32 protein-coding genes and 1 tRNA gene are annotated in these 23,181 nt (G+C 46.6%); 11 read left to right on the top strand and 22 right to left on the bottom strand.

Annotation, left to right across the window (positions count from 1 at the left end; all coding sequences use genetic code 11):
- Nucleotides 1–4 precede the first annotated feature (4 nt).
- The 15 genes from rplE to PN466_RS09195 form a co-directional block, all read right to left on the bottom strand.
- A complete protein-coding gene (gene rplE / locus PN466_RS09265; protein ID WP_271938950.1) occupies nucleotides 5–550 on the bottom strand; it encodes a 50S ribosomal protein L5 in 546 nt (181 codons plus the stop codon).
- A 17-nt stretch (nucleotides 551–567) separates the two neighbouring features.
- Entirely contained in the window at nucleotides 568–918 is a 351-nt protein-coding gene (gene rplX, locus PN466_RS09260; RefSeq protein WP_271938947.1) for a 50S ribosomal protein L24, read from the bottom strand.
- Entirely contained in the window at nucleotides 918–1,283 is a 366-nt protein-coding gene (gene rplN / locus PN466_RS09255; RefSeq protein ID WP_271938946.1) for a 50S ribosomal protein L14, read from the bottom strand. Before rplN ends, rplX begins: the two co-directional genes overlap by 1 nt.
- A 50-nt stretch (nucleotides 1,284–1,333) precedes the next feature.
- Nucleotides 1,334–1,576 (bottom strand): 30S ribosomal protein S17, encoded by a 243-nt coding sequence (rpsQ, locus tag PN466_RS09250; RefSeq protein ID WP_271938945.1) that lies wholly within the window; start codon nucleotides 1,574–1,576, stop codon nucleotides 1,334–1,336.
- A gap of 3 nt (nucleotides 1,577–1,579) precedes the next feature.
- Nucleotides 1,580–1,834: a 50S ribosomal protein L29 gene (gene rpmC / locus PN466_RS09245; protein WP_271938944.1), complete on the bottom strand. Its 255-nt coding sequence runs from the start codon at nucleotides 1,832–1,834 to the stop codon at nucleotides 1,580–1,582.
- A 5-nt stretch (nucleotides 1,835–1,839) separates the two neighbouring features.
- Nucleotides 1,840–2,256 carry a 50S ribosomal protein L16 gene (gene rplP, locus PN466_RS09240; RefSeq protein ID WP_271938943.1) on the bottom strand — a complete coding sequence of 139 codons (417 nt, stop codon included), beginning with the start codon at nucleotides 2,254–2,256 and terminating at the stop codon, nucleotides 1,840–1,842.
- A 38-nt stretch (nucleotides 2,257–2,294) separates the two neighbouring features.
- Nucleotides 2,295–3,026 (bottom strand): 30S ribosomal protein S3, encoded by a 732-nt coding sequence (gene rpsC, locus PN466_RS09235; RefSeq protein WP_271938942.1) that lies wholly within the window; start codon nucleotides 3,024–3,026, stop codon nucleotides 2,295–2,297.
- Nucleotides 3,027–3,058: 32 nt separating this feature from the next.
- The gene (gene rplV, locus PN466_RS09230) at nucleotides 3,059–3,421 is read right to left on the bottom strand and encodes a 50S ribosomal protein L22 (protein ID WP_271938940.1); all 363 of its coding nucleotides are present in this window, start codon (nucleotides 3,419–3,421) and stop codon (nucleotides 3,059–3,061) included.
- Nucleotides 3,422–3,482: 61 nt separating this feature from the next.
- Nucleotides 3,483–3,761: a 30S ribosomal protein S19 gene (gene rpsS / locus PN466_RS09225; protein ID WP_271938938.1), complete on the bottom strand. Its 279-nt coding sequence runs from the start codon at nucleotides 3,759–3,761 to the stop codon at nucleotides 3,483–3,485.
- 101 nt (nucleotides 3,762–3,862) lie between these two features.
- The gene (rplB, locus tag PN466_RS09220) at nucleotides 3,863–4,726 is read right to left on the bottom strand and encodes a 50S ribosomal protein L2 (RefSeq protein WP_271938937.1); all 864 of its coding nucleotides are present in this window, start codon (nucleotides 4,724–4,726) and stop codon (nucleotides 3,863–3,865) included.
- Nucleotides 4,727–4,739: 13 nt separating this feature from the next.
- Nucleotides 4,740–5,054, bottom strand: a complete 315-nt coding sequence (locus tag PN466_RS09215) for a 50S ribosomal protein L23 (RefSeq protein WP_271938935.1) — start codon at nucleotides 5,052–5,054, stop codon at nucleotides 4,740–4,742.
- A complete protein-coding gene (gene rplD / locus PN466_RS09210) occupies nucleotides 5,044–5,676 on the bottom strand; it encodes a 50S ribosomal protein L4 (RefSeq protein ID WP_271938934.1) in 633 nt (210 codons plus the stop codon). Before rplD ends, PN466_RS09215 begins: the two co-directional genes overlap by 11 nt.
- 66 nt (nucleotides 5,677–5,742) lie before the next feature.
- Nucleotides 5,743–6,393, bottom strand: a complete 651-nt coding sequence (rplC, locus tag PN466_RS09205) for a 50S ribosomal protein L3 (protein WP_271938932.1) — start codon at nucleotides 6,391–6,393, stop codon at nucleotides 5,743–5,745.
- 401 nt (nucleotides 6,394–6,794) lie between these two features.
- On the bottom strand, nucleotides 6,795–8,159 hold the full coding sequence (locus PN466_RS09200; RefSeq protein WP_271938930.1) for a hypothetical protein: 1,365 nt from the start codon (nucleotides 8,157–8,159) through the stop codon (nucleotides 6,795–6,797).
- On the bottom strand, nucleotides 8,141–8,572 hold the full coding sequence (locus PN466_RS09195) for a hypothetical protein (RefSeq protein WP_271938928.1): 432 nt from the start codon (nucleotides 8,570–8,572) through the stop codon (nucleotides 8,141–8,143). The genes PN466_RS09200 and PN466_RS09195 overlap by 19 nt, the downstream gene beginning before the upstream one ends.
- A 126-nt stretch (nucleotides 8,573–8,698) precedes the next feature.
- On the opposite strand from PN466_RS09195, the gene PN466_RS09190 reads away from it, so the two are divergent.
- Together PN466_RS09190 and PN466_RS09185 are read left to right on the top strand one after the other, a co-directional pair.
- Nucleotides 8,699–8,938 carry a hypothetical protein gene (locus tag PN466_RS09190; RefSeq protein ID WP_271938926.1) on the top strand — a complete coding sequence of 80 codons (240 nt, stop codon included), beginning with the start codon at nucleotides 8,699–8,701 and terminating at the stop codon, nucleotides 8,936–8,938.
- A 3-nt stretch (nucleotides 8,939–8,941) separates the two neighbouring features.
- Nucleotides 8,942–9,301 carry a type II toxin-antitoxin system PemK/MazF family toxin gene (locus tag PN466_RS09185; RefSeq protein ID WP_271938925.1) on the top strand — a complete coding sequence of 120 codons (360 nt, stop codon included), beginning with the start codon at nucleotides 8,942–8,944 and terminating at the stop codon, nucleotides 9,299–9,301.
- Between the two features lie 164 nt (nucleotides 9,302–9,465).
- Here PN466_RS09185 and PN466_RS09180 read toward each other — a convergent pair whose 3' ends face one another.
- Nucleotides 9,466–10,290: a CHAT domain-containing protein gene (locus PN466_RS09180; RefSeq protein ID WP_271938996.1), complete on the bottom strand. Its 825-nt coding sequence runs from the start codon at nucleotides 10,288–10,290 to the stop codon at nucleotides 9,466–9,468.
- A 42-nt stretch (nucleotides 10,291–10,332) separates the two neighbouring features.
- Between PN466_RS09180 and PN466_RS09175 the strand changes: the two genes are divergently transcribed.
- Nucleotides 10,333–10,530, top strand: a complete 198-nt coding sequence (locus tag PN466_RS09175; protein ID WP_271938923.1) for a hypothetical protein — start codon at nucleotides 10,333–10,335, stop codon at nucleotides 10,528–10,530.
- Between the two features lie 123 nt (nucleotides 10,531–10,653).
- Here PN466_RS09175 and PN466_RS09170 read toward each other — a convergent pair whose 3' ends face one another.
- The 4 genes from PN466_RS09170 to PN466_RS09155 all read right to left on the bottom strand — a co-directional run bounded on the left by PN466_RS09170 (nucleotide 10,654) and on the right by PN466_RS09155 (nucleotide 13,276).
- Nucleotides 10,654–12,159 (bottom strand): tetratricopeptide repeat protein, encoded by a 1,506-nt coding sequence (locus PN466_RS09170; protein ID WP_271938921.1) that lies wholly within the window; start codon nucleotides 12,157–12,159, stop codon nucleotides 10,654–10,656.
- A 55-nt stretch (nucleotides 12,160–12,214) separates the two neighbouring features.
- Nucleotides 12,215–12,415 (bottom strand): type II toxin-antitoxin system RelE/ParE family toxin, encoded by a 201-nt coding sequence (locus PN466_RS09165; RefSeq protein WP_271938918.1) that lies wholly within the window; start codon nucleotides 12,413–12,415, stop codon nucleotides 12,215–12,217.
- A gap of 107 nt (nucleotides 12,416–12,522) precedes the next feature.
- Nucleotides 12,523–12,792, bottom strand: a complete 270-nt coding sequence (locus tag PN466_RS09160; protein ID WP_271938917.1) for a ribbon-helix-helix domain-containing protein — start codon at nucleotides 12,790–12,792, stop codon at nucleotides 12,523–12,525.
- 169 nt (nucleotides 12,793–12,961) lie between these two features.
- The gene (locus PN466_RS09155) at nucleotides 12,962–13,276 is read right to left on the bottom strand and encodes a hypothetical protein (RefSeq protein ID WP_271938914.1); all 315 of its coding nucleotides are present in this window, start codon (nucleotides 13,274–13,276) and stop codon (nucleotides 12,962–12,964) included.
- A gap of 463 nt (nucleotides 13,277–13,739) precedes the next feature.
- On the opposite strand from PN466_RS09155, the gene PN466_RS09150 reads away from it, so the two are divergent.
- From PN466_RS09150 to PN466_RS09125, 6 genes are all read left to right on the top strand, one after another.
- Nucleotides 13,740–15,185 (top strand): hypothetical protein, encoded by a 1,446-nt coding sequence (locus PN466_RS09150; RefSeq protein WP_271938911.1) that lies wholly within the window; start codon nucleotides 13,740–13,742, stop codon nucleotides 15,183–15,185.
- A 14-nt stretch (nucleotides 15,186–15,199) separates the two neighbouring features.
- Nucleotides 15,200–15,934, top strand: a complete 735-nt coding sequence (locus PN466_RS09145) for a PspA/IM30 family protein (protein ID WP_271938910.1) — start codon at nucleotides 15,200–15,202, stop codon at nucleotides 15,932–15,934.
- Between the two features lie 150 nt (nucleotides 15,935–16,084).
- On the top strand, nucleotides 16,085–16,849 hold the full coding sequence (locus PN466_RS09140; protein WP_271938909.1) for a PspA/IM30 family protein: 765 nt from the start codon (nucleotides 16,085–16,087) through the stop codon (nucleotides 16,847–16,849).
- Nucleotides 16,850–16,901: 52 nt separating this feature from the next.
- Nucleotides 16,902–17,444: a filament integrity protein FraC gene (gene fraC, locus PN466_RS09135; RefSeq protein ID WP_271938907.1), complete on the top strand. Its 543-nt coding sequence runs from the start codon at nucleotides 16,902–16,904 to the stop codon at nucleotides 17,442–17,444.
- Nucleotides 17,445–17,451: 7 nt separating this feature from the next.
- Entirely contained in the window at nucleotides 17,452–18,036 is a 585-nt protein-coding gene (locus tag PN466_RS09130; protein ID WP_271938906.1) for a DUF5357 family protein, read from the top strand.
- 24 nt (nucleotides 18,037–18,060) lie between these two features.
- Nucleotides 18,061–18,843, top strand: coding sequence for an ABC transporter permease (locus PN466_RS09125; protein WP_271938905.1), 783 nt, complete (start codon nucleotides 18,061–18,063; stop codon nucleotides 18,841–18,843).
- Nucleotides 18,844–18,947: 104 nt separating this feature from the next.
- Here the strand turns inward: PN466_RS09125 and PN466_RS09120 are convergent, their stop codons facing one another.
- Entirely contained in the window at nucleotides 18,948–20,393 is a 1,446-nt protein-coding gene (locus tag PN466_RS09120) for a carotenoid oxygenase family protein (protein WP_271938904.1), read from the bottom strand.
- A gap of 86 nt (nucleotides 20,394–20,479) precedes the next feature.
- On the opposite strand from PN466_RS09120, the gene lysS reads away from it, so the two are divergent.
- Together lysS and PN466_RS09110 are read left to right on the top strand one after the other, a co-directional pair.
- Complete coding sequence (gene lysS / locus PN466_RS09115; protein ID WP_271938903.1) at nucleotides 20,480–22,054, top strand: lysine--tRNA ligase; 1,575 nt, start codon at nucleotides 20,480–20,482, stop codon at nucleotides 22,052–22,054.
- 39 nt (nucleotides 22,055–22,093) lie between these two features.
- Nucleotides 22,094–22,167, top strand: a tRNA-Arg gene (locus tag PN466_RS09110).
- 445 nt (nucleotides 22,168–22,612) lie between these two features.
- Here the strand turns inward: PN466_RS09110 and PN466_RS09105 are convergent.
- Complete coding sequence (locus tag PN466_RS09105) at nucleotides 22,613–23,020, bottom strand: hypothetical protein (protein WP_271938900.1); 408 nt, start codon at nucleotides 23,018–23,020, stop codon at nucleotides 22,613–22,615.
- Nucleotides 23,021–23,181 lie beyond the last annotated feature (161 nt).

Raw genomic sequence — 23,181 nt, 5'->3', positions numbered from 1 at the left:
TCCTTTAGTTTTCCCGGAAAGGCATTCCCATTTCCCGCAGTAAGGCGCGTCCTTCTTCATCGGATTGAGCGGTTGTAGTAATAGCAACATCCATCCCTCGAATTTGGTCAATTTTGTCATATTCTATTTCGGGGAAAATGAGCTGCTCCCGCAGACCGAGATTATAGTTCCCGCGTCCATCGAAACTCTTGGGGCTAACGCCTCGAAAGTCCCGAATACGGGGCAGAGCCAAGTTCATTAATCGGTCTAGGAACGCATACATGCGATCACTGCGTAGGGTGACCATGATGCCAATGGGCATTCCTTTCCGAATTTTGAATCCAGCGATCGCCTTTTTCGCACGAGTCACTACCGGTTTTTGTCCAGTAATGATCGCCAATTCCTTTTGGGAGGCTTCTAGAGATTTGGCATTTTGAGATGCTTCTCCAAGTCCTCGGTTAATGGTTACTTTTTCGATTTTGGGTACTTGATGAATATTCGTGTACCCAAATTGCTCCATCAGTTTGGGAACAATTTTTTCTTGATATCGGGTTTTAAGGGGTTGTACCATAGCGATTTCCTGCCAACTTAATCAATGATTTCCCCAGTTTTTTTGAGCATCCGTACCTTCTTTCCGTCTTCATTAACGGTATAGGAGACACGAGAGGCTACTTTTTCTTTGGTGGAATAGAGCATTACATTCGAGCTATGGATGGGAGCTTCAAAGGTCTTGATTTGTCCCGATTCTCCTTCTTGTCTGGGTTTAACGTGTTTGGTTCTAATATTCACGTTTTGAACCACGACTTTACTGAGTTTGGGCAGCGCCTCAAGCACTTCTCCAACTTTTCCCTTATCCTTGCCCGCAATCACTTGCACGGTATCGCCTTTTTTGACATGCATTTTTGTCGCAAGTGATTTCTGTTTTACGGCTTTAGCCATTACAGAACCTCCGGTGCTAGGGATACGATTTTCGTGTAATTCTTATCTCGCAATTCACGAGCCACTGGGCCGAATACACGGGTTCCCCTGGGGTTGCCATCTTTGTTAATAATGACGGCAGCATTATCATCAAAGCGAATACTCATGCCACTGTCGCGGCGCAATCCTTTTTTAGTTCTCACAATTACAGCGCGAACCACATCGGATTTTTTGATCGCCATATTGGGGTTGACATCTTTGACGACAGCAACAATTTCGTCGCCAATGCAACCATAGGTTCGGTTGCCACCGAGAACCCGAATACACATGATCTTACGAGCGCCACTGTTATCGGCTACATTGAGATAGGATTCTTGTTGAATCATAGGTTTATTCCTGGATCAAAAAGGGAATCAACGCTCTGCATAAACAGTCACTAACGAGATTCTAGGATCTCACTGACAGTCCAACGTTTGGTTCGACTCAGGGGACGAGACTCTTTAATTAAGACGCGATCGCCTTCTTTACATTGGTTGTCTTCGTCGTGGGCTTTGTAATGCTTGGTTTTGACTACGGTTTTACCGTATTTGGGGTGGGCGCTGCGGTTTTCAATCGCTACCACCACGGTCTTCTGCATTTTATTGCTAATTACAGTACCCACTCGTTCTTTGACAGGCATAGATTATGACTCCTCTGTGTCCTCTACAGGTGTCGTCGTGTCTTGCGATTGGGTTTGAGCCAACTGCCTCTGCCTTTCAACCATCAAGAGCTGCGACTGGCGGTGTTTGAGGTGTTTGAACTGATGAGGTTTGATTTCTCCCTGGCCGGTGGCTTGCTTGAGCCGCAACTGAAATAATTCACGTTTAATGGCTACAATCTGCTCGCCCAGTTCCTCATCGGTAAGGTTTCTCACCTCGTCAATCTTAGGTAATGGCATCTTCTCTAACCTTGGGAATCACGCACCAAAAATTTAGTCTTGATCGGAAATTTATGGGAAGCCAGACGCATGGCTTCACGGGCAATGTCTTCTGGCACACCCGCAATTTCATAAATAATCCGTCCGGGTTTGACTACGGCTACCCAATATTCTGGGTTTCCTTTCCCGGAACCCATCCGGGTTTCGGCTGGGCGCATGGTTACCGGTTTGTCGGGGAAAATGCGAATCCAAATTTTCCCGCCCCGCTTGATATACCGAGTCATCGCTCGACGACCCGATTCAATTTGGCGGGAGGTAATCCAATGAGGTTCTAGGGCTTGAAGACCAAAGTCTCCAAAATTAATGACGTTCCCACGGGAAGCCAACCCTTGCATTCGACCTCGGTGTTGTTTGCGAAATTTTGTTCTTCTTGGACTTAACATGACCAGAACTCAATTCAATAATGGGTCACCAATAACGATTAGTTCTCGTTGGATCGGTCTTCAAATTGGGGGCGACGGCGATTTCCTCGACGACGGTTGGGGGTGGGCCCAGGTGGGGGAGTTTCTTCTTGCCCAGGGATAATTTCTCCTTTGAAGACCCAAAGTTTAATGCCCAAGATCCCGTAAATGGTTTGAGCGGTGCGGTAAGCGTAGTCAATGTCAGCCCGAAGGGTATGCAGGGGTACTCGTCCTTCTCTGGTCCATTCTGTCCGAGCAATTTCTGCTCCATTCAGACGGCCACTAACTTGGATTTTGATCCCTTGAACCCCTGCCCGTTGGGCCCGTTGGATGGCTTGGCGCACAACCCGGCGGAAGGATACCCGACGTTCGAGTTGTTGGGCGATATATTCAGCCAGGAGACCGGCATCAGCATCGACACGGGTAACTTCGACGACGTTAATCCGAATTTGACGATTGCTATCGCCAATTTCTTTTTGCAGGTTAGTGCGTAGAGACTCAATACCTTGACCCCCTCGACCGACGACGACACCCGGACGGGCGGTATGGATTTCTAGGTCGATCTGATCGGCTTTGCGCTCAATGCGGACTTGGGAAATCCCGGCATTATTGAGTTGTTTTTCTACATATTTACGAATCTTAAAGTCTTCTTGTAAGATTCCTGGGTAATGTCTGGAATCCGCGAACCAGCGAGAACGGTGTTCTTGAGTGATTCCTAGCCGAAACCCAGTTGGGTGTATTTTTTGTCCCACAGAGTAATCCTCTCAATCAATCAACGGTTGAGCTAACTGCTGGCCGCTTCTGGGGCAACAGCTACTGTAATATGACAGGTGGGTTTACGAATTTGATAAGCCCGTCCTTGGGCCCGAGGGCGAAAGCGCTTGAGGGCTGGGCCAGCGTCAGCAAAGGCTTTGCTAATCACTAGGCTTCTAGGGTCGAGTCCCTGGTTATGTTCCGCATTCGCGACTGCCGATCGCAACACTTTTAAGACGGGTTGACAGGCACGGTAGGGCATGAATTCGAGTACGATCAGTGCATCCCGATAGGTTTTTCCCCGAATTTGGTCTAATACTCGACGGACTTTATGGGGGGACATACGGATGTACCGTGCGATCGCACGAGTTTCTACAGAAGTATCGATTGCCATCGTTTTTCTTTCATCCTGAGTCAATAAGGGGGAAACCGATTATCCCTAGGGGGAATATTAATTATCGGCGAGCTTTTTTGTCGCTCTTTGCATGGCCTCGATAGGTTCGAGTGGGAGCAAATTCTCCTAATTTATGTCCGACCATCTGTTCTGTGATAAACACGGGAACATGCTGGCGGCCATTATGAACAGCAATGGTATGGCCAATCATCTGAGGCACAATGGTGGAGGGGCGAGACCAAGTTTTAATCACTTGTTTTTCGCCTCTATCATTGAGTTTTTCAATTTTGGTTAACAGATGGTCGGCAACAAAGGGGCCTTTTTTTAAGGAACGAGCCATAAGACTTTCAAGGTTATGTAATCAGGGGAGTCAATCAAAACATTAAAAACCAAAACTAAAAACAGTCATTTTTTAATTTTTAATTTTTAATTTTTAATTGATTAGGCTTGACGACCTCCGCGACCGCGCTTGGAAGTCCGACGACGACGACGTACAATCAAGCGATCGCTAGATTTATGTTTCTTCCGTGTTTTTGCACCCAAGGCTGGTTTACCCCAAGGGGTTACAGGGCCACTGCGACCGACGGGAGCCCGTCCTTCACCACCACCATGGGGGTGATCCACGGGGTTCATGACGCTACCTCGCACTTGAGGCCGACGACCTTTCCTCCGAGTCCGTCCAGCTTTTCCTAGGGTGATATTACGAGCTTCTACGTTGCCCACTTGGCCAATGGTGGCGTAGCATTCTTTGCGCACCAACCGCACTTCTGTAGAGGGTAAACGCAGGGTTACATAGTCCCCTTCTTTGGCGACAACTTGCGCCGTAGCTCCAGCCGCACGCACAATTTGCCCACCCCGTCCGGAGACGAGTTCAATGTTATGAACGCTGGTTCCCAAGGGCATGTTACCCAAGGGCATACAGTTGCCGACTTCAATGGGAACGTTTTCACCGGAAATCACAGTTGTGCCTACGGCTAATCCTCTAGGATGGAGGATGTACCGTTTTTCACCATCGGTGTAAAACAACAGGGCTAGGCGAGCGTTGCGGTTGGGATCGTACTCGATCGCCGCAACTTTGGCGGGAACGTTGAATTTATTCCGCCGGAAATCAACCAGACGATAGCGCCGCTTATGACCGCCCCCCCGATGGCGACAGGTAATAACCCCTCGGTTATTCCGGCCTTTGACCCGGTGATTTTTTTTGATCAGGGATTTCTCTGGCCGATCTTTAGTGATCTCCGCAAAATCAGAGACACTCTGCTGCCGGGTACTTGAGGTATAGGGTTTGTAGGATCGAATGCCCATAACAGTTCATCAATTACACTTCTGGGAACAAGATGATCTGGTCGCCGGGGGATAGGGTAACTACAGCTCGTTTGTATTGAGCTTTATATCCCGTGAAGCGACCTACACGCCGTTTTTTACGGGGGGCGCGATAGGTGTTTACCTTGGTCACTTTGACCTCAAATAGGCTTTCGATCGCCGCCTTAATTTCTGGCTTGGTGGCCTGGGGAAGGACTTCAAAGACATATTTGTTGTCTTCTAAGAGTCGAGTTCCTTTTTCGGTGACGATCGGGCGGCGGATCAGGTCAGGTAGGGCGCGATTGCCTGAAATAGTAGAATTACTCACCATAGACCTCCTGGATTTTTTCGAGAGCGGAACCGGTGGCTATGATTTTGTCTGCATTCAGGATGTCGTAGACATTAAGTTGCTCGGCAAGAATTAATCGCAGTCTGGGGACATTGCGAGCAGACAAATAGAGGTTTTCATGGCGTTCGGGGATGATAAGTAGCACTTTGTCGGTCTCTGCTGCTCCCCAACGGCCAATCGCCCCTAGGAGTTCTTGGGTTTTGGGCCGAGCCAGGTTGTCGCCAATTTCTTCGACTACAATCAGGTCATCGGTTCTGCCCATTAAGGCAGTAGTTAAGGCCAAGCGCCGCTCTTTACGGTTCATCTTGGTTTCATAACTTCTGGGCTTGGGCCCGAAGATCACCCCACCCCCTCGCCACAGGGGAGAACGAATAGAACCTGCACGAGCGCGACCGGTTCCTTTTTGCCGCCAAGGCTTGCGTCCGCCCCCTCTAACTTCGGCGCGGGTCTTGCTGCAAGCGGTTCCTTGGCGGGCATTATTGAGTTGACGCACGAGGGCCCGGTGGACAATGTGAGCGCTCGTTTCTTCTTTGGCGACCTTGAGTTCAAGGCTGGCTTCGCCCACCTCTGACCCTTGCCAGTCTTTCCTTACGCAACTAACCATAGTTTCGATCTTTCCTTTTCTACTTGCTTTGATCCCTTAGATAGAGTGGCTCTCTTTCTTTATGGATCAGCCGCCCACTTTATTGGTTGGAGCGATACTCAGGAGCGTTCCGGGTTTGCCAGGAACTGAACCTTTAATCAGCAGTAGGTTGCGATCGGCATCTACCCGCACGACTTGCAGTTTGCGGATCGTGATTTGGGCATTGCCTTTACGTCCTGCCATTTTCTTCCCTGGATAAATTCGTCCAGGGGTGGTTCCGGCTCCGGTTGATCCAGGAAGGCGGTGGTTTTTTGAACCGTGGGACATGGGCCCCCGGCGGAAGTTATGGCGCTTTTGGTAACCGGCGAACCCGCGACCGATACTTTTACCAACGACATCAACCAGTTGACCTTCTGTAAAGAAGTCAGCTTTGAGTTCTTGACCGAGTTCATAGCTGCTGACGGTATCGCTGCGATATTCTCGCAGATGCCGCAGTCCAGTTTCCCCTGCCACAGCGCCCGATTTTTCTAAGTGCCCAACTTCTGGACGGTTGAGCCGCTTTTTCGGTACAGCATCATAGCCCAGTTGGATGGCACTATAACCATCGGTTTCTGGGGTTTTGATTTGGGTTACGGTGCATGGCCCAGCTTGGACAACGGTGACCGGAATGGCGATTCCTTCTTCCATGTCGAAGATTTGGGTCATGCCGAGTTTGGTTCCGAGAATACCTACAGACACAGGTTGGGTAGTCTCCTTTTTGTTTACAGACAACGATTAAGCCACATCCTAATTGGATGGGCCGGATCTATAATTTTCCCTAAGTGTTACTCAGACAAATGCCGGCCTCACTTCAACAGCAAGACTCAGGCAGTTGGCTGAATTATTTAGATTCGTATTAAGGGGATTGGCCTTAACACTTTAGACAACCAAGTTTTGAATTACTGGTTACCCTTATCTATAGCACCTGGACTTAAGCACGCTAAGGCTCAGTTTCCTTATGGCGACTGGGGTCTCCGTTAGAAGGTCTCACGAAAAGTGAGCAACCTTATTTTTGGCGACAATATACCACTATAGAGTATCTGGCAGTGTTTGTCTATAGGGTGAGAATGATTTTTGGGGAGCGTGTGAGGGGGCGATCGCTATTTCTTCCGATCCTTTTTTAACCCCCAAACTACCCCAATCATTGCTAAACATCCCATCCCTACAGTCCATAGGATAATGTACCAGAAGGGCCAGCCTGGTGGCGGTGGAACGGACGATCGTGTTGGCTCTTTTGCTTGAGTCGAGACTAGAGTAGCGGTAATGCTGGCAACGGCTAGAGCTGCACCAAAAACTTGGAGTGCTTGAAGCCTATCATTGAGTTCGCGATCGCTCTCGGTTTGCTCTAGGTTAATCATACCTTCTAGCGATCGCATCAAATTCTCCGTCATCGGTAGAACTGGCGCTAAACTGTCATAGTCCGCTTCAATTTGTTTCAGATAGGTTTCCTCTATCCATTCCCGAACTTGTGGTGATGAATTCAGCCCAAATTCTTGCCAGATTTTCCCATGGTTATGGGCATTTACGGTTATCGTATGTTTTTGGTCTTGGATATCTTTTAATCCTATAGCATAAGTCGAGGAAAACTGCAAGCTTTTCTTTAAGTTTTCTCGCATCGCTTTTAGAGTTTCCCGATTTCCATCTTGCACATTTTTCATCAAACTTTTTAGCTCGCCATATTCATCATGCAATATTTTGACTTGCCCTTGATGTCGCCAATACGACCATATCATTTTATTGTGGAAACAAAACAACTTGAGAAACGTTTCATAATGGACTTGCATTACGTTCTGATGGGCTTCGATTGAGCCAGAGGGATGAAATAAAACCAGCACCAGATGATAATAGTGTTGCTGGAATTTTTGCCAACTTTGTTGCCAATTTTGCGGAAATCTCAGCACCTCATAAATATCTGCACCGTTCCAATGTCCCAAATAACAGGGTTTAGCCGCCCAGTTGTCATCTGGACGCAACTTTTCCCAGCAAGCTTCAGCCACCGATTTTGTATCTGTATCTGTGGAAACTTGCGCCCACAATAGCCAAGATTGGCCAAGTGTGCCGTAGCAGTTTTGCGATTGACTGATATCTTGCCCATGGGCAAGGTGTTTTAGGATTCTATTCTTGAGATTAGGCAATTGATCGTAATCTTGAGGCGAATAATCAGACCTATTATCTTGTTTATCTATCGAATAATTTACCAACAAACCATAGCTATCCCGGAGTTGTGCGGGTGCAGAAAAACCATCGAGAGGCAACTCAAATTGCAGGAATTTTAACCAAGCGAAATCTTTGTTTTCATATTCCTTTTCCTGACTAACCCGTTCTTCTACATCTAACTGCGGATCAACTTTGCGCCAAAAACCTAAGCGATTTTCCTGAAGTTGCTCTTTATCGCTCCCTAATCCATAGCGTAAGTCATAGAGAAATGAATTTAGATTCGGGTAAATCAGTTGCGTTTTATCCATGACCATAGATTACCGGGAAAGCCAGTCATCGTCAAGGTCGCTCTGGCGGCAGCACGTATATCTTCAGATTGGGCGATATTTTGCAAAACTTCCTCTAATTCGGTATTCTTTTTCTCATCTAGCTGGGTAATATAATTAATCAGCAACGAAGTATCAGAATCATCCGCTTCTCCTGGAATGGGCAAATCTCCTTTTGTCCTTTGACTGGCTTTAGTTTGCAAGCGTTGACGTGCTTGGAAATAGATAGATTTGAGAGGAACTTGAGTGCCAAAGTTATGCAGAGTGCCAAAATTTAATGGCTGAATGTTAAGGATATTTTTCAGTTCAGTTTGTAGCGCTGGAGATAGGGGCGCTTTTTGGTTAGCCAATGCCACAATTACAGCGATCGCGGTGATGCGTTGACTATCATTCATGACGGTTCGGGGGAAACATTTTCGTATTATAGCGCTCTGTGCTAGTTGATTCGTAGTAACGCACCACCCTTTACTTAATATTAGCGTTTTAGATTAAAATAACAGAGTTAGCATTCTTACTGGCTTATGGTTCAAGTACGAATTGAGGTGGAAGAACCCCACGCACAATTTTTGCAGAAATATCGGGATTATGGATTTTCTGACCAAGATGCATTGGTGCGTAGAGCGATCGAGCGTTTGCGTCAGGAACTAGAGTCCGAATCGCTCGATTTAGAAGAGTCGGCACGGTTATATGCTGAAGTTTATCAAACCTGCCAGGAAACCCAAGAATTGACAGAAGCTGCGTTAAGTGATTGGCCAGAGTAACACATGAGAGATATCACACGTGGCTTAATTTTAGATCTGAACCTCGATCCAACTCAAGGTTCAGAAACTGGAAAAATACGGCCTTGTGTTGTCGTGACCAATAATCTTTACAATGCTCGTGTCCCAGTTATTCAAGTGGTTCCGATTACAGGTTGGAGTGAGAAAAAAGCCAGAATCAAAACCAATATAGAAATTGATCCTTCAACTGAGAATGGTTTAACCCAAAAATCTATTGCTGATTGTTTAAAAACTCATCCGGTTGATTATCGTTCCCGTTTGGTTGCTGTTCGAGGAGAACTGGAGCAATCAATAATGAGCGAAATAGATAGGGCGTTGAAGTTCATTTTTGCTTTAAATGATTGATATAAGTCTATCCAGTAAAATGTAGTTAATTCTTAGTGGGCTGACCTACCTAAAATAGGGCTTTGTTTGTAGTAAGCACTTTAGTGCTTAAAAGCCTAGTTGGATAGGGCTAAAGCCCTGACTACAAAACAAATTCATTCCACCATTTTAGCATAGTCAAGGCACTACGTTCCAGAAATGGTAAATGCTGCCCAATAATAGGGATGGGAATAGGGAGAATCTTCTGGCGATTTTTTCCCTCGACTTAACAATGTTCCCACTAACATCGGTTGAATCGTGCTTTCATCAGATTCTAGACCCGCGAGAATGGCTTCGTACCATTGCCATAACTCGCCATAGGCAACTTGTTTAAACCAACGTTGAATCTGATTAAACAGGACAATATCGGATAAATGGGGATGGTGCTGGCGCTGTTCGTAAAAGCGCATCATGAATAGAGCGCTCGCTTCTGATTCTACAGTCCAGAGGGTAGCAATAACATGGGAGACTCCTTGAGCGAGGAAGGCGCTACTGATGCCCACATAATCATTCTCGAAGGCTTCTCTACCAGTGGTTCCGGTTTCGCAGGCGGAAAGACAGGCGAGTTCATAGGTGCTCAGGTTGAGTTGGCTGAGGGTTTGCACGGTGAGGCGTTCCTGTTGGCTCAGGTAGAGGGCGGAGCGTTGGGGGTGTTTGTCGTTGTAGGAAGCGTGGCCGGTAAAGTGGAAGAGGGTAGCGTTGGCGGTTTTCAGGTGCTGGGTGACGGCTTCGTGGGTGGCTTGGGTGTTGGGCAACGTGAGAGCATGGGAGACGCAGCGAGCAATGTATGCTGATTCGACATCGGCATCGGGAAGGGGAGGTAAGGGGGTGCTGTCTTCACTGATGCTATCGGGATTTTGGATATTGAGGAGAGTTGTGCCCTCTCTGGTGGGAGAAGGTGTGTTTTGGATGCCGACTTGGGCGCTGGGGAGAGTGGTGAGGGTGAAGGTTTCGGGGAAGAGAGCGTGCAGGGGGAGACGGTGTAAGTCGAGGTGGGGAATGAGGATTAGATTTTGGATATCGGTTTGTGGGGGCGAAAAATTTTTCGCCCCTACGGTTGGGAGATGAGAGAGAATTGTTTCAATATCGAGCAGTTCTTTGAGTTCTTTGAGTTGTTGGGGGAGGGTTTTGCGCCAGTGGCTTTCGGTGGTGGTTTTGGTTTTGTGGTGTTCCTCGTAGGTGGTGTCCCAGTTGTGGAGCCAGCGTTTTAGGGGTTCAGTTTTGCTGGTGAAGGGGATGGGTTCAGGTTCACCGGGGAGGAGGAGGAACGTGGTGAGGGTGAGGTCGCTGAGATGCCAATAAATGAGGGCAGTGGTGGGGTTGAGGAGGTTCTGTTAGATGTCGCGGGTGGTGGGACTGAGGATATGTTGGTTTTGACGGTCTAAGATCCAGGTGAGATAGAGGTTTTTTTGTTCTTCGGCAGCGCGGAAGGCTTCTAGGAGTAGGTTGTCTTCGAGGAGGACATCGACGCGCATCCGGGCGAAGCGGATAAATTGGATGGCGAGTTGGCGTTTTTGTTGGGAAGATTTATGGGGGTCGTTGAGCAGTTGGCTCCAAACCTCTAAGCCTTCATTGCGCCATTTTTTGCGTTCATCTTCGTTGTGGAGGGCGTTGTGGACACGGATTAGATATTGGATGAGTTCGAGATGATCTTGAGGATAGGCTTCTCTGGTGAGGGTTTGCAGGGCTTGGTTGTAGTGCTTGAGAGCTTCGCGGAAGTCAGAGCGTCCTGCGTCGCGAGTGTAGAGGCTTTTGCGTCCTCGGTAATAGTAGGTGCGACCAATTTCATAGTGTAACAGTCCCCAACCTTGGGGGTGTTGGTCTTGGGTACAGAAGGTTAAGCCTAGCTGGTAGCTGGCAAGTGCCCCTTCAAAACCCCGTTGGTTGAGTTGGGGATATTGGCGGGTGAGGGCAGAAGATGGCAGAGGAGCGGAATGTAGTTTTCCAACACATTGTCCTCGGTTTAACCAAGCTTCATATATGTCCCCTTTGATCTCCAGTGCCCTGTCGAAGGAGGCGATAACTTCTTCATATTCCCCTAACTCACGTAGCACATTGCCCCGGTTGTTCCAAGCTTCATAGTAATCCGAGTTAATCTTCAGTGCCTGGTCGTAGTTGATCAGCGCCTCTTCATTTCTGCCTAAGTGATACAGCGCCAGCCCCTTGTGGTACCAAGCACTAGGGTAATTCATTTCAATTGTAACTGCCCGGTTGAAGGAGTCGATTGCTTCTTCGTATCTACCCAACTCTGACAATAAGCTACCTTTTATTGTCCAAAGTTTGTGATCATCGGATTTAATCTCTAGGCACTTATCAACGGAAGTGATAGCTCCCAATAAATCACCTTGCTTGTATTGTCTTGTTAATATCGACAGTATGAAGTCTGTTATGGTGTCTTTCGCCTCTTCCTCATCTGTTACCAACCCATCCCCGTCAACCTCCGTATCTGTCCCTTCCTCTCTCGGTTTCTCCACTACCACCAACTCCTGCGCCAAACGTGCCGCGACTGGCGAGAGTTCCCTCCATGCAAGGTTCCCCAGTTTCTGCAACCGTCTCCCCAGTTCCCGGTGCTGTTCTGGGTTCTGCCGTACGCGCTGGGCAAAGTCCCGTAACCAGGCGATGAGGGTGTCCTTGGAGATATTTTTACGAAACAAGAAGCTTTGACCCTTGCCCCTTGTCCATCCTTGGTCAACTCCCTCCAACAGTTCCATGAATACGGCTTCGCATTCGGCATTATCCGGCGCAGGAGCAGGCGGTGGCGCGGCGGTTTTTCGGGGTTGGCGTTTTTTGCCGAACCACCGGTTGAAGAGCCGTTTGAGACAGTTGAGGAAGCGGAGCATGGGGGATGGGGAGATGGGGGAATGGGGGATATTTGTTATTTTACTGACTATAAGCTTATTCAGATTCCTGAAAGAATTGAGGAAGATTCCGACGACCGCTCAACACTCGCAAGATTTCCACCCCATCCTCCAAAACTCGATAAAAGATAATATAACCCTTGAATGATAAGCCTCGGAGTCCAAGACGTAAATCTGCATAGCTTTTACCTGAATAGGGAAAATCAACCAGTTGTTTACATCGCTGATTAAACTCCAAAAAAATTCTTCTCCTGCGTCTACATTCGAGTTCGCAAAATACTCCGCAATCTCATTGAGATCTTGGGTTGCTAAAATATTGAGGGTATAGCGGTTCATCGTCGTCTCCTAACGCGCTCGACCCAGACGCTCTAAAATCTCATCAATGAACGATTCTCCATCAATGGGTGGTGTATGTTCAGACGCAGATACGGCTGCATCAATTTTGGAGGTGACCTCTTCCACCCATTGGGTTTGGGCTTTTTCCCATTCATCAAGCAGGTGTAAGGCAGTGGAAATGACTTCTTCAGAGGTTTGATATTTCCCAGAGGCCAGCTTGGTTTGAATGAATTCTTCTTGGTCAGCAGTGAGATGGATACTCATGGTGTAACGGTCCACTTTTGATTCCTTACTTATTACTTTACAGCGCTTCGCCCTGTATCATCCCCCATCCCACAGAGAAGCCGGATTTCCTCAAGAAACCCGGCTTCTGGCTTAAATCGATAATTGGTATATCGTTTTTTAAAGTTTTGATCTTAAAACACGGTTGATCTGATCGGTTGTGTACTTAAGCTAAGGCGAGATCTTGATCTAAATCTAAATCATCCTCAACGACACTCAAGTTGGGGCGTGACTCTTTGAGGGCAACGGGTTCTAATGGCTTGGACTGGGTTTCGATCGCGGTTAAGGGTTCATACTGCCAAAGTCCTAAACCTTCTAAACCTTCCCAAGACGGGGCAAAAGCTGGAATAGCTAAGGGACAAGCTTTCCATCCACCGCGCACAGGAACATTGAGTTGTTGGCAGTTGCCCCCTCGCCGACCTTCAGGAGTAAAGTGGCGGCAATACCGACAAGCGGAGGTTTGACAATTGGAGTTGTTCATGGCAGATCCTCAATAGGGGGCGGATATCGGCTTCTATTCTATTTTCAGTTATCTCTTAGACAAATTGAAAATAGCTTTATACTTTTTTTATGTTTGCTTTAAATTTGGACATGAATTCTCCGTTTTCACTATCATCCCTGTCAGGAATAAGGGGTTATTTCCGGGATAAACTATTGGGGATCAACAAGACCGCTCCCATTGCACTGATGATTAATCTGGATCGCCTCCGTTATAATCCGGGCAATAAAAATACGGATGAAGGATAGGTTCCTTGCTCTTGACTTATCCCTTAGAGCGATCGCCAAAACGTAGCCAGTATTACCAAAAATCCAGAGAAACATGGCTCGAATTTAAATGTTTGTGAATAAAATTCTAGGGTCTCCCTATCATTACGCATCAAAATAAGATACAATCAACGCTCAAATAAGCAGATTCACCGAATCACTACGGCAAGACCTTGGCGATGAGTAACCGTTTTCCGGCAAAACCAGCACCCGAACCCCACCAGACCTATGCCATCTCCCTCCCGCTGCAAGCGGCTCTCACGAGTCTGAATGTCAGCCTAGAGGAAGAATTAACCCGATATCGGCGATATCGCCAAGGATATACTCCACCTCTGAAAAGCTATGCGTTAACGGCAACAGCTCAAGGACAGGGAGGAAAAACCTTAGAGTTAGTCTCACCGCCGCCTCCAGAACGCCCCCAACCGAAGCGCCCCCCCTCTCCAGAGACGCTAGAAACCCCTCCAGAACGTCCAGCTTCCCTATCCCCCTCAGCGGATACCGATTTAGGGGCTGCCCTATCTACCTCTTTTGCCGATCAAAATCTGGCTGAACCGGATACAGGGTTTGAAGCCGATAGTCCCCCAGAGGATTACCTAGAATCTTCAGAAGAATTGCTCAGAAGTTTAGCTGAGGAGGAAGAGGAAGACGAAAGCCCTGTCCCTACCCCAGCGTTTAATCCCTGGCTTACTCCCCTGGGGATCGGTTCCACTCTGCTCTTGATTCTGCTGTGCATTACATTTGGGGTGATTTTTCTTAACCCTTCGCTGATGCGTTACTTGTTCCCCAATAGTCCCTTCCGGCAGCCTAATCCCACTGTTCCCGAATCTGCTCCAGAACCTGCAACAACTCCAGCGAATTCTTCTAATGTTTCCCAATCTACCCCTCGCCCAACTTCAGAATTTGGCCAGTTAACCCTGGAGAGTTTGAGTGTTCTGGAACCCAAGCAACCCCCCCAACCTTCTCCAGTGGCTTCCCCGATTCCAGTCGCTTCGCCTGTAGTCGCGAAAACTCCAGTAGAGCCTCCCACCTCTTCGGAGTCTAACCGCTCATCGGGGCTGAATTTGCGGGTGTTGAGTTTACCGATTCTTTCCGCTGCACCGGAACCAGAATCAGAATTGCCGCCAACGCCTCAAGGGACACCTGTACAAGAGATCGAACCTTCAGCCCCTTTACCTCCTGCTCCTCCAGTTGTGCCTGGGATGACTGTCCCCCCCAATCCTCACGAGTTGCCCCAGTTGCAAGCCGCAACACCCATCATGCCTCCAGAGGTTCCGTCATTTGCTGAACCGGTACCTGAACCTGTCCCTCCTCAAAATTATCTTCAGGGCTTTACGGGATCTGTTCCTATCCCAGTAGATATGCCTGCAGAACAGGAATGGATGCCGGAACCGGTGGCGACTTTGCCGGAGTCCGAGAATGGTCAATCCTATTCGGTAGTGGCTAATTATGAGGATGGGAGTATGATGGCGAAAATTCAATCCTTGGTTCCCGATGCGTATTTACGCAATTTTGCGGATGGGATTTATGTGTACTTGGGGTCGTTTTATCATCGAGAAATGGCAGAAACGTTCGTGGAGGAACTGAAAATTGAGGGAATTTCTGCCAAAATTTATGATGATGAGTAAATGGGGATGGGATTATGAGTGTTGTCGATCGCCTATTTCGTGCCGTTCGTGCCCAAGTGAATGACTGGATCGTTCAACGGCAAGACCCGGAAAAGCTCCTAGAAACCGCTATCTTAGAATTGCAAGATGATATGGTGCGTCTGCGACAATCGGTAGCTCAGGCGATCGCCGTGCAAAAACGTACAGAACGGCAATATCATCAAGCTACGGTAAGTGCCGAAGATTGGCACAAACGGGCCCAACTCTCTCTAGAAAAAGGGGATGAAACTCTGGCCCGGGAAGCTCTAAACCGACGCAAACCGTATCTAGAAACAGCGCGACTGTTCCAGGAACACCTGGAACAGCAAGGGGATGTGGTGGATCGTATGAGGAATGATTTACGCACCCTAGAAGGCAAAATAGCGGAGGCTAAAGCGAAGAAAGAACTTTATATTGCCCGCGCCCGTGCGGCTAAAACCTCCGAACAGTTGCATCAAGTGATGAATCAATTGAATCCTAGAGGTACATCAGCAGCTTTAGAGCGGATGGAAAATAAGGTACAAGAACTCGAAGCCCAAGCTCAACTGAGTTCCGAATGGGGAAAAGATCCTGTAGAGAAGCAATTCCAAGCTTTAGAATCAGGGACAGAGATTTCCGTAGAGGAGGAACTCACCCTGATAAAAACGCAACTGAAAAGCCAAGCCCCCAGAAGCAAGTCCGAGTACGATCGCGAATTAGAGGAGTTGCGATCGCGACTCAATGAACTGTAGGTTATTAACCAAATTAATAATTATGGGAAATGTTAGCGTGCCACCCAACTCTTCCCTATTGCCTATTACCTATTGCCTCTCCTCCCTATTGCCTTTTCCCCTCCACTATAATCTGTATATAGACCCTGACAGGAAAGCAGAATTAGAATTATGGGATTATTCGATCGGATCGGCCGAGTTCTGAGAGCTAATATAAACGATCTTGTGAATAAAGCAGAAGACCCGGAGAAGATACTCGAGCAGTCTATTATTGATATGCAGGAAGATCTGATCCAACTTCGGCAAGCGGTAGCTAGTGCGATCGCCAGCCAAAAAAAGAGCCAGCAACAATATAACACAGCCCAAAATGAAGCCAATAAATGGCAGCAACGGGCACAACTGGCTCTACAGAAGGGCGACGAAAATCTAGCTCGGGAAGCATTGCAGCGCAAAAAAGCTCAGAGTGACAGCGCCACCACCATTAAAGTTTCTTTAGAGCAACAAACCGCCCAGGTAGATACCCTGAAGAAAAACTTAATGCAGCTAGAGGGCAAGATTTCTGAGGCGAAAACCAAGAAAGACATGCTCAAAGCACGGATGCAAGCAGCTAAAGCTCAAGAAAACTTGCAGAATACCGTCTCGAACATCGGAACCAGTAGTTCCCTCGCTGCGTTTGATCGGATGGAAGAAAAAGTGCTGCAAATGGAAGCCAGAAGTCAGGCAGCCTACGAGATTGGTGGTACGGGAATTGAAGAACAGTTTGCAGCCTTAGAAGGAAGTGATGTCGATGATGAGTTGGCTGCCATGAAAGCCCAGCTAACTGGCGCATCACCCAATCAAGCGGCTCTGCCCCAAGGTACTCCTGATTCAAGTCGCTCGACTTCAGAAGTTGATGATGACTTGGAGCAACTGCGCCGGGAACTCGATAAAAGCTAGGATCAGTTTAGCAATTAACAATTAATAATCTAAAGTAATTGTTAATTGCTAATTGTTAAGTATTAATTATCCGGTGATAGTTATCCTGCCCCTACGAACGATCGCCTTACAGATACTCTGCTTATGGGTGGCGATCGCCATTGAATCCTATTTTCTCCATACTCAACTTCAGCTTCATCCCCGTTTTAGCATTTTTTATGCCGCTACACTGAATTTGCTTGCCAACCTAATCGGTTGGTTCTTATTCTTTAATTTAGAACTCTTATTGCCCAATCCCATTCGCCAAAATGTAATTGATTTAGTCCTATTTGGCCAGTGGGAGCGATCGAGTCTATCCTGGATTTTACTGGCAATTATCGGTGCTTTTCTGATTGGCTGGTTTGTCAAACGGCAAGGATTAGCTCTTCTGCGTAATATTCGCAAGATGTGGATACAAAGAAAATATGGAGAAGGAGGATTTAGTATCGCCGCCCGTGAAGCCTTTATCGAAAAAGCAATTTCTCGCACCGTATTTAATGCCCATTTGATGAGTAATAGCGTTATTTTACTTGTAGTCCTGATGAAATTTATTCGGTTCAGTTTGAATACACCTTAACCGATTCATGAGCAACTTTATTCAACTGTTCAAGACTCTATTTTCCAAGCCGCCGACTCTCTGGCAAATCCTGTTTATGATCGGTTTTGGGTTCTGGACTATTGCGGCTTTAATGCCCATCTTCAAACTGGAAAAACTGCAAGAGCCAATCGCTTTCTTTGGGTTTCTCACTGTACTCTATGCCCTATGGATTTTCCTGAGTCAATATACTCTAGACTGTTGGGGTATCGATTTCAAACCCATCATTATCTGGTTGATTTTCTCTCTGATTATGAGTAGGACACTCGATAGGGTTTCACAGAAAGTGTTGTGGGTGAGCTATCCGGAATCGATCGCCCTCACTCAACTCTTTCCTGACGCGATCAGACTCCGCTCCCTCGATCTCGGATCGGCAGAAGGGAAAAAACGCTTGCAAAGAAATATTATCATTCTTCTGAGTAGTTTACTCATCAGTTGCTGGATTTACTTTTACTTTATGATTGATGAATGGGCGATCGCCAATCCACAGTTGGTGAACCAGAACATGGATAACAGCTTATTTGTGATAAAATTAGACCCAGGAAAACTCCGATCGCCATTCAGCTCCGACTAATTTATCCTGCTTTTAGACAGACCTATGAATTTTAATCGACTCAGGGTTGTTGCCAATAATGTATTTGCCGAAACCATCCGCGATCGCATTCTCTATGTATGGGGATTATTCGCCATCATAATCGTGTTTATGATCCCCGTAGTTCGGGAAGTTGCCTCCACCGTAGAAGATAAAATTCTTCTGGATGTGGGCTTAGGATTGATGGAGATTCTAGGAGTGGCAGTAACGGTATTTATCAGTACTGGATTAATTAACAAAGAAATTGACCAGCGAACCATTTATTTACTGATTGCCAAACCCCTCAATATCTCTGAACTAATTGTGGGCAAATTTTTAGGCGTTTCGGCAGTTTTGAGCGTCTTAGTCGTTGGCATGATGGGGATTTATCTGGGAATCTTAACCTTAAATCAAACCAGTTATGCGTCTTTAACTGCCCTGATTATTTCTGCTCTGTTCCTCATTCTAAAGCTATCCTTGATTACAGCAGCAGCCATTTTATTTGGAGTCTTTACCCGTTCCTTAGTGGCTCTTTTCCTCACATTTGGCATTTATTTCATGGGTAACTTAAGCGCCGATATGGTGAAACTGAATGCCTTAGTCGAAACTCCCTTGTTTTCCCGTCTGAGTCAAGTCTTATTCATTATTGTGCCCGATCTATCTCGCTTGGATGTGAAAAACTTAGCGGTGTATGGGATGAACTCTTTACCGGGTGCTGTGACCCTGACCACAAATGCAGGATATGGTATTGTCTACACGATAGCGTTATTGGCTTTAGCCACAATTATTTTAGCCCAACGGGAATTTTGAGCGTGAATCGCTTGGTTATTTTGAGGCAATAGGCAATGGAAACTGTCCTAACTTCTCTTCTTCCTCATCTTTTTTTAATGCATCACATAAGATGAAAGAGTCCACTAGAAAACGGGTTTCTGATGCTCGTTCGCAAATGTACCGTGAAATCCGATGGGGATAACGCTGGGTAATCCTAACCGACAAACGGGGGAATCACTGAGGTGATGGGCATCATAAATCCAGATTTCGCTGGTATGACTAGAGGAATGATAAATCACAGTTAGCACCCAACCCTTCTCTTCTGTTTCTGGACTGGGGACATAAAGCGGTTCTGTGGGGTACGATCCGAGACCTGGATCGCCCATTTCCAAGGTTTGGGTTTGGTTATCCCAACGAGCAATGACATTCAGTAAATCTTCACCTAATGGGGTTCCTGGACGATGCATGGACAGATAGGTATAGCGTGCCGGTTTTCCAACTTCTAGGGGGGAGACAATGGGAAATTCGCTATGCTGCTCAATCAAGGGATAATGGTCAATGAGTTCCCCTGTTTTTGGGTTAAGATGCGATCGCCACAATTGACTTAATGCTTTCGTATGAGTTTTGCCACTGGGGACTTCTTTCAGAAATGTATTGGTTTGGAAGTCCTCATAACGGGCGAAATCGATCGCCAGGTTCCCCTGTTCATCCATAAATCCGTTGCTAAAGTGCCACTGGAACCAGGGAGGTGCTTCTTGTTGGGACACCAGAGAGAGGGTTTGGCGATCGAAAATTAAAATTTGTGTGGCTCCATTCGGTTGCCATTCCAGAGCATCAGAAAAACACTGAGTCCCCAGCAAAATCGGGAATAACTTCAATTTAATGGGGGGAATGAAAAAGACCAAATAGGGGCCAGCGAGAACGAAATCATGGATAATGGACACACTCTTGAGAACATGTTCGCCCATTTGGAGAATTTTGCCCGTGCGATCGCTCTTATATAAACATAATTTTGGTTTGGCTCCCAGAATTGTACCAAAGTTGAAAATTTCCCCCGTCTGAGCATCTACTTTCGGATGGGCAGAATAGGACATTCCTGGTTGTAACTGGGATAGGTCATCCTTACCCTCAGTGTCTAACGTTTCCAAGTCTAACCGATAGGGGCGATCGCCTTCCCACAGGGCTAAAAGTTTATCAGGTAGGGCCAAAACCGACGTATTCGCTGAATGTTTCGGTCGCTTTCCCCAACGTTGCCAAAGCGGACCCGGGGCAGTCCTGCCATAATTGGAATACAAAAACTGATTCGCCGCACCCTCTGCACAATATCCTTCCGTTTGCACATATCGATAAACCCCAGTTGCTCCCTCATCCGTAAACTTAACCGCCAGAATTGCACCATCCCCATCAAACCAATGACCCACGCGCACACCACCCCGTTCTAACCGTCCAGGGCCATTACGATAAAGTGTTCCTCGTAACCCTTGCGGTATCGCACCTTCTAAGATCTCAAGGGGTGTTGGGGGAAACTCTGTCCCAGGTTGAGTGAGCGATCGACTCCAAGCTGGATAAGATTCAGTTATGGAAGACATAGAGGCAGATTAAAGAGCTTCAAAACCTAGATTTTTTAGATCATTGATATTATACTAAAAAGATTGTGGATAAATAAAAATGCATTATGTTTTGGGCCGATAAGATTGCACAAGATGCACAGGGCGAACAAATTGTCAATGACTCGAAAACTCCATCCGGTCGTGTTCATGTCGGATCGCTACGGGGAGTCATTATCCATGATGTCATCTATCGTGCCTTAAAACAGGCCCAAAAACTCGTTAAGTTCCTTTATGGTGTCGATGATTATGATGCCTTAGATACCGTTCCAAAGTATCTCAACCAGGAACACTTTAAACCCTACCTAGGCTATCCTCTCTGTAATGTCCCCTCCCCAGAAGAAACAGCCAGCGACTACGCCAAATATTTTATGGGCGAGTTTCTACAAGTCTTTGAATATTTGGGAGTACAGCCAAAAGTTTATTATCTGCGCGATCTCTATCGCACTGGACAACTCAATCCCTACATTGACACCTTTTTAAACAATGCTGACTTAATTCGCCAAGCCTATGAACAAGTCAGTAAAGCCAAACGACCTGATGATTGGTATCCCTTCCAAGTCGTCTGTGAAAATTGTGGTAAAATCGCCACGACTGTCGTCAGCGATTACAACGGCGAACAAGTCTTTTATACCTGCAAACCAGATAGCACCGATTGGGTAGAAGGATGTGGTTATTCGGGCTGGGTTTCTCCCTTTGATGGGAATGGAAAATTACCTTGGAAAGTGGAATGGGTCGCCAAATGGGATATCTTGGGAGTCACCATTGAATTGGCAGGAAAAGACCATTCCCAAAAAGGTGGATCTCGTGATGTGGCCAATGCAATTTGTCGCAAAGTACTGAAAAAACAACCACCTTTCCATTCGCCCTATGAATTTATTTTAGTCAATGGGACAAAAATGAGTTCCTCCAAAGGAGTCGGTTCAAGTGCCAGAGATATGGCGGGTTTATTGCCGGCTGAACTCTTGCGGTTTTTGATGTTAAGAACTCCCCCCAAAACTGTAATTAACTTTGCACCCAACTATGAAACTACGACTCGCCTATTCCGAGATTATGATACGTTGATTGCTAAATACCAGGAGTGGCAAAGTACTGGAGAAGAGGGTGAACTCCCGAAGGATTTGATGTCTCTCTTGTATGCCCAGTTGGATAGTAAAATTGAACCCTATCAACCCTTTGAACTGAGTACCTTAATTTCCTTGTTGCAAATTCCTGGTTTAGAGATTGAAGCGGAAATTCAAAAACGAATGTCTTCTCTAACCGATAGGGATTGGGCAGAGATTAGAAAACGGATTGCTGTCGGCAAAAAATGGCTTGAAGATTATGCCGATGAAGAAGAAAAGTTAGTGATTTATTGGGATGAGATTCCTGAAGGGGCTAGTCAATTATCCGAGGAACAAAAGACCTATCTAAACCAGTTGGTTGTGAATCTGGAAAAACTTGAAAGTTGGGAAGCGGAGGAGTTACAAACCTTAATTTTCTCTACCACGAAGGAGTTATTGATTAAACCCAATCTAGCATTTCCTGCAATTTACCAATCGTTCCTAGGCAAAGAACGGGGGCCAAAAGCAGGCAGTTTATTGTCGTATTTAGACCGTAAGTTTGTAGTTGAGCGCTTAAAGGCGGTTCTGGACTTGGGTTAGTCTCCCGGCTGAATTAAAATCATGTATAATGGGGAGGCTGGGACTGTAGCTCAGTTGGATAGAGCGAGCGCCTCCTAAGCGCTAGGCCATGGGTTCGAGACCCGTCAGTCCCGCTTTAAGTTCTCGATTGTTGTGCCTGGCATCGAACCCATGGCCTAGCACTCAAGAGACTACACTCAACACACATTCAACACAAACTCATCCTACGCCATCCAAAACAGTGCAGGGTAAATAGGTCATAGAAATAGAGAAAACTTATCCATAGAAGTATCGCCATAGAATTCAATGAATACATCAGTCACATGACAGTCGTACGACCATCACATAAGCATCCCCTATGGATGAAGAGAGAACCATAAGGTGTGATGGAAAAGTATATATCTAAGCTGGAGACCCAACTAGGGTAACCAAAGAAGATATATATCCATCAGCACTCCATGACCCACAGGGTTGCTTCAATAAAATCGCTGATTGCTCTTATAAACAGATTGCGGCTGCCGAAGATAAACCGCCAAGGGTGTCCACTAATGCCGACCCCCTTTGATAATCTCCTAGACTCTAATCTGCTCCTTTTTTTTCTGGCTGGTCGTCGCAAATTGGAGCGAGTTCATCTTCATGCAACCAGCCATACCAATCATCTTCATGGCGAGCCGAATCGTGATACCAAAAGCTAAAGGCTTCCCCGCAATGACGTAACACTGGGTCAATCTTTACCCAATAAGAATACTCCTTTTTATCAGGACAGTAGTCTATCACTTCAATGAGGTGAGTGTGTTCTACATCTGCCGTAAAATGTTCCCCAGTCTCGTGGCTTACTAATACGAAGTCATCACAGAATCGGACTTTATCGCCAATATTAAACCGGTTCAGTCCAGGTACTTCGGACTCTTCAAAATATTTGTAGTATTGCCCATCGTCAGCGTCAGACACTGTGCCTATATAGACGGGGACTAAAACCTGTGCCATTATAATTTTGCTCCAATTGCACTTGGTCTACAGTTGGGGAAGTCTTGGGAGAGTGCGCTAACACTTTCTCAAGGCGTTAATATTCAACTGATGCATGAATCATAATCGGGGCGATCGCCCAAGGCAAGAGATAATCCATAGAAAGTTTCCATAGACAAGAT

The organism is Roseofilum reptotaenium CS-1145 (assembly GCF_028330985.1).
In the GTDB taxonomy this organism is placed as follows: Bacteria; Cyanobacteriota; Cyanobacteriia; order Cyanobacteriales; family Desertifilaceae; genus Roseofilum; species Roseofilum reptotaenium.
Note: the sequence above shows the minus strand (reverse complement) of the source record. Positions and strands in the feature narration are given on the sequence as shown.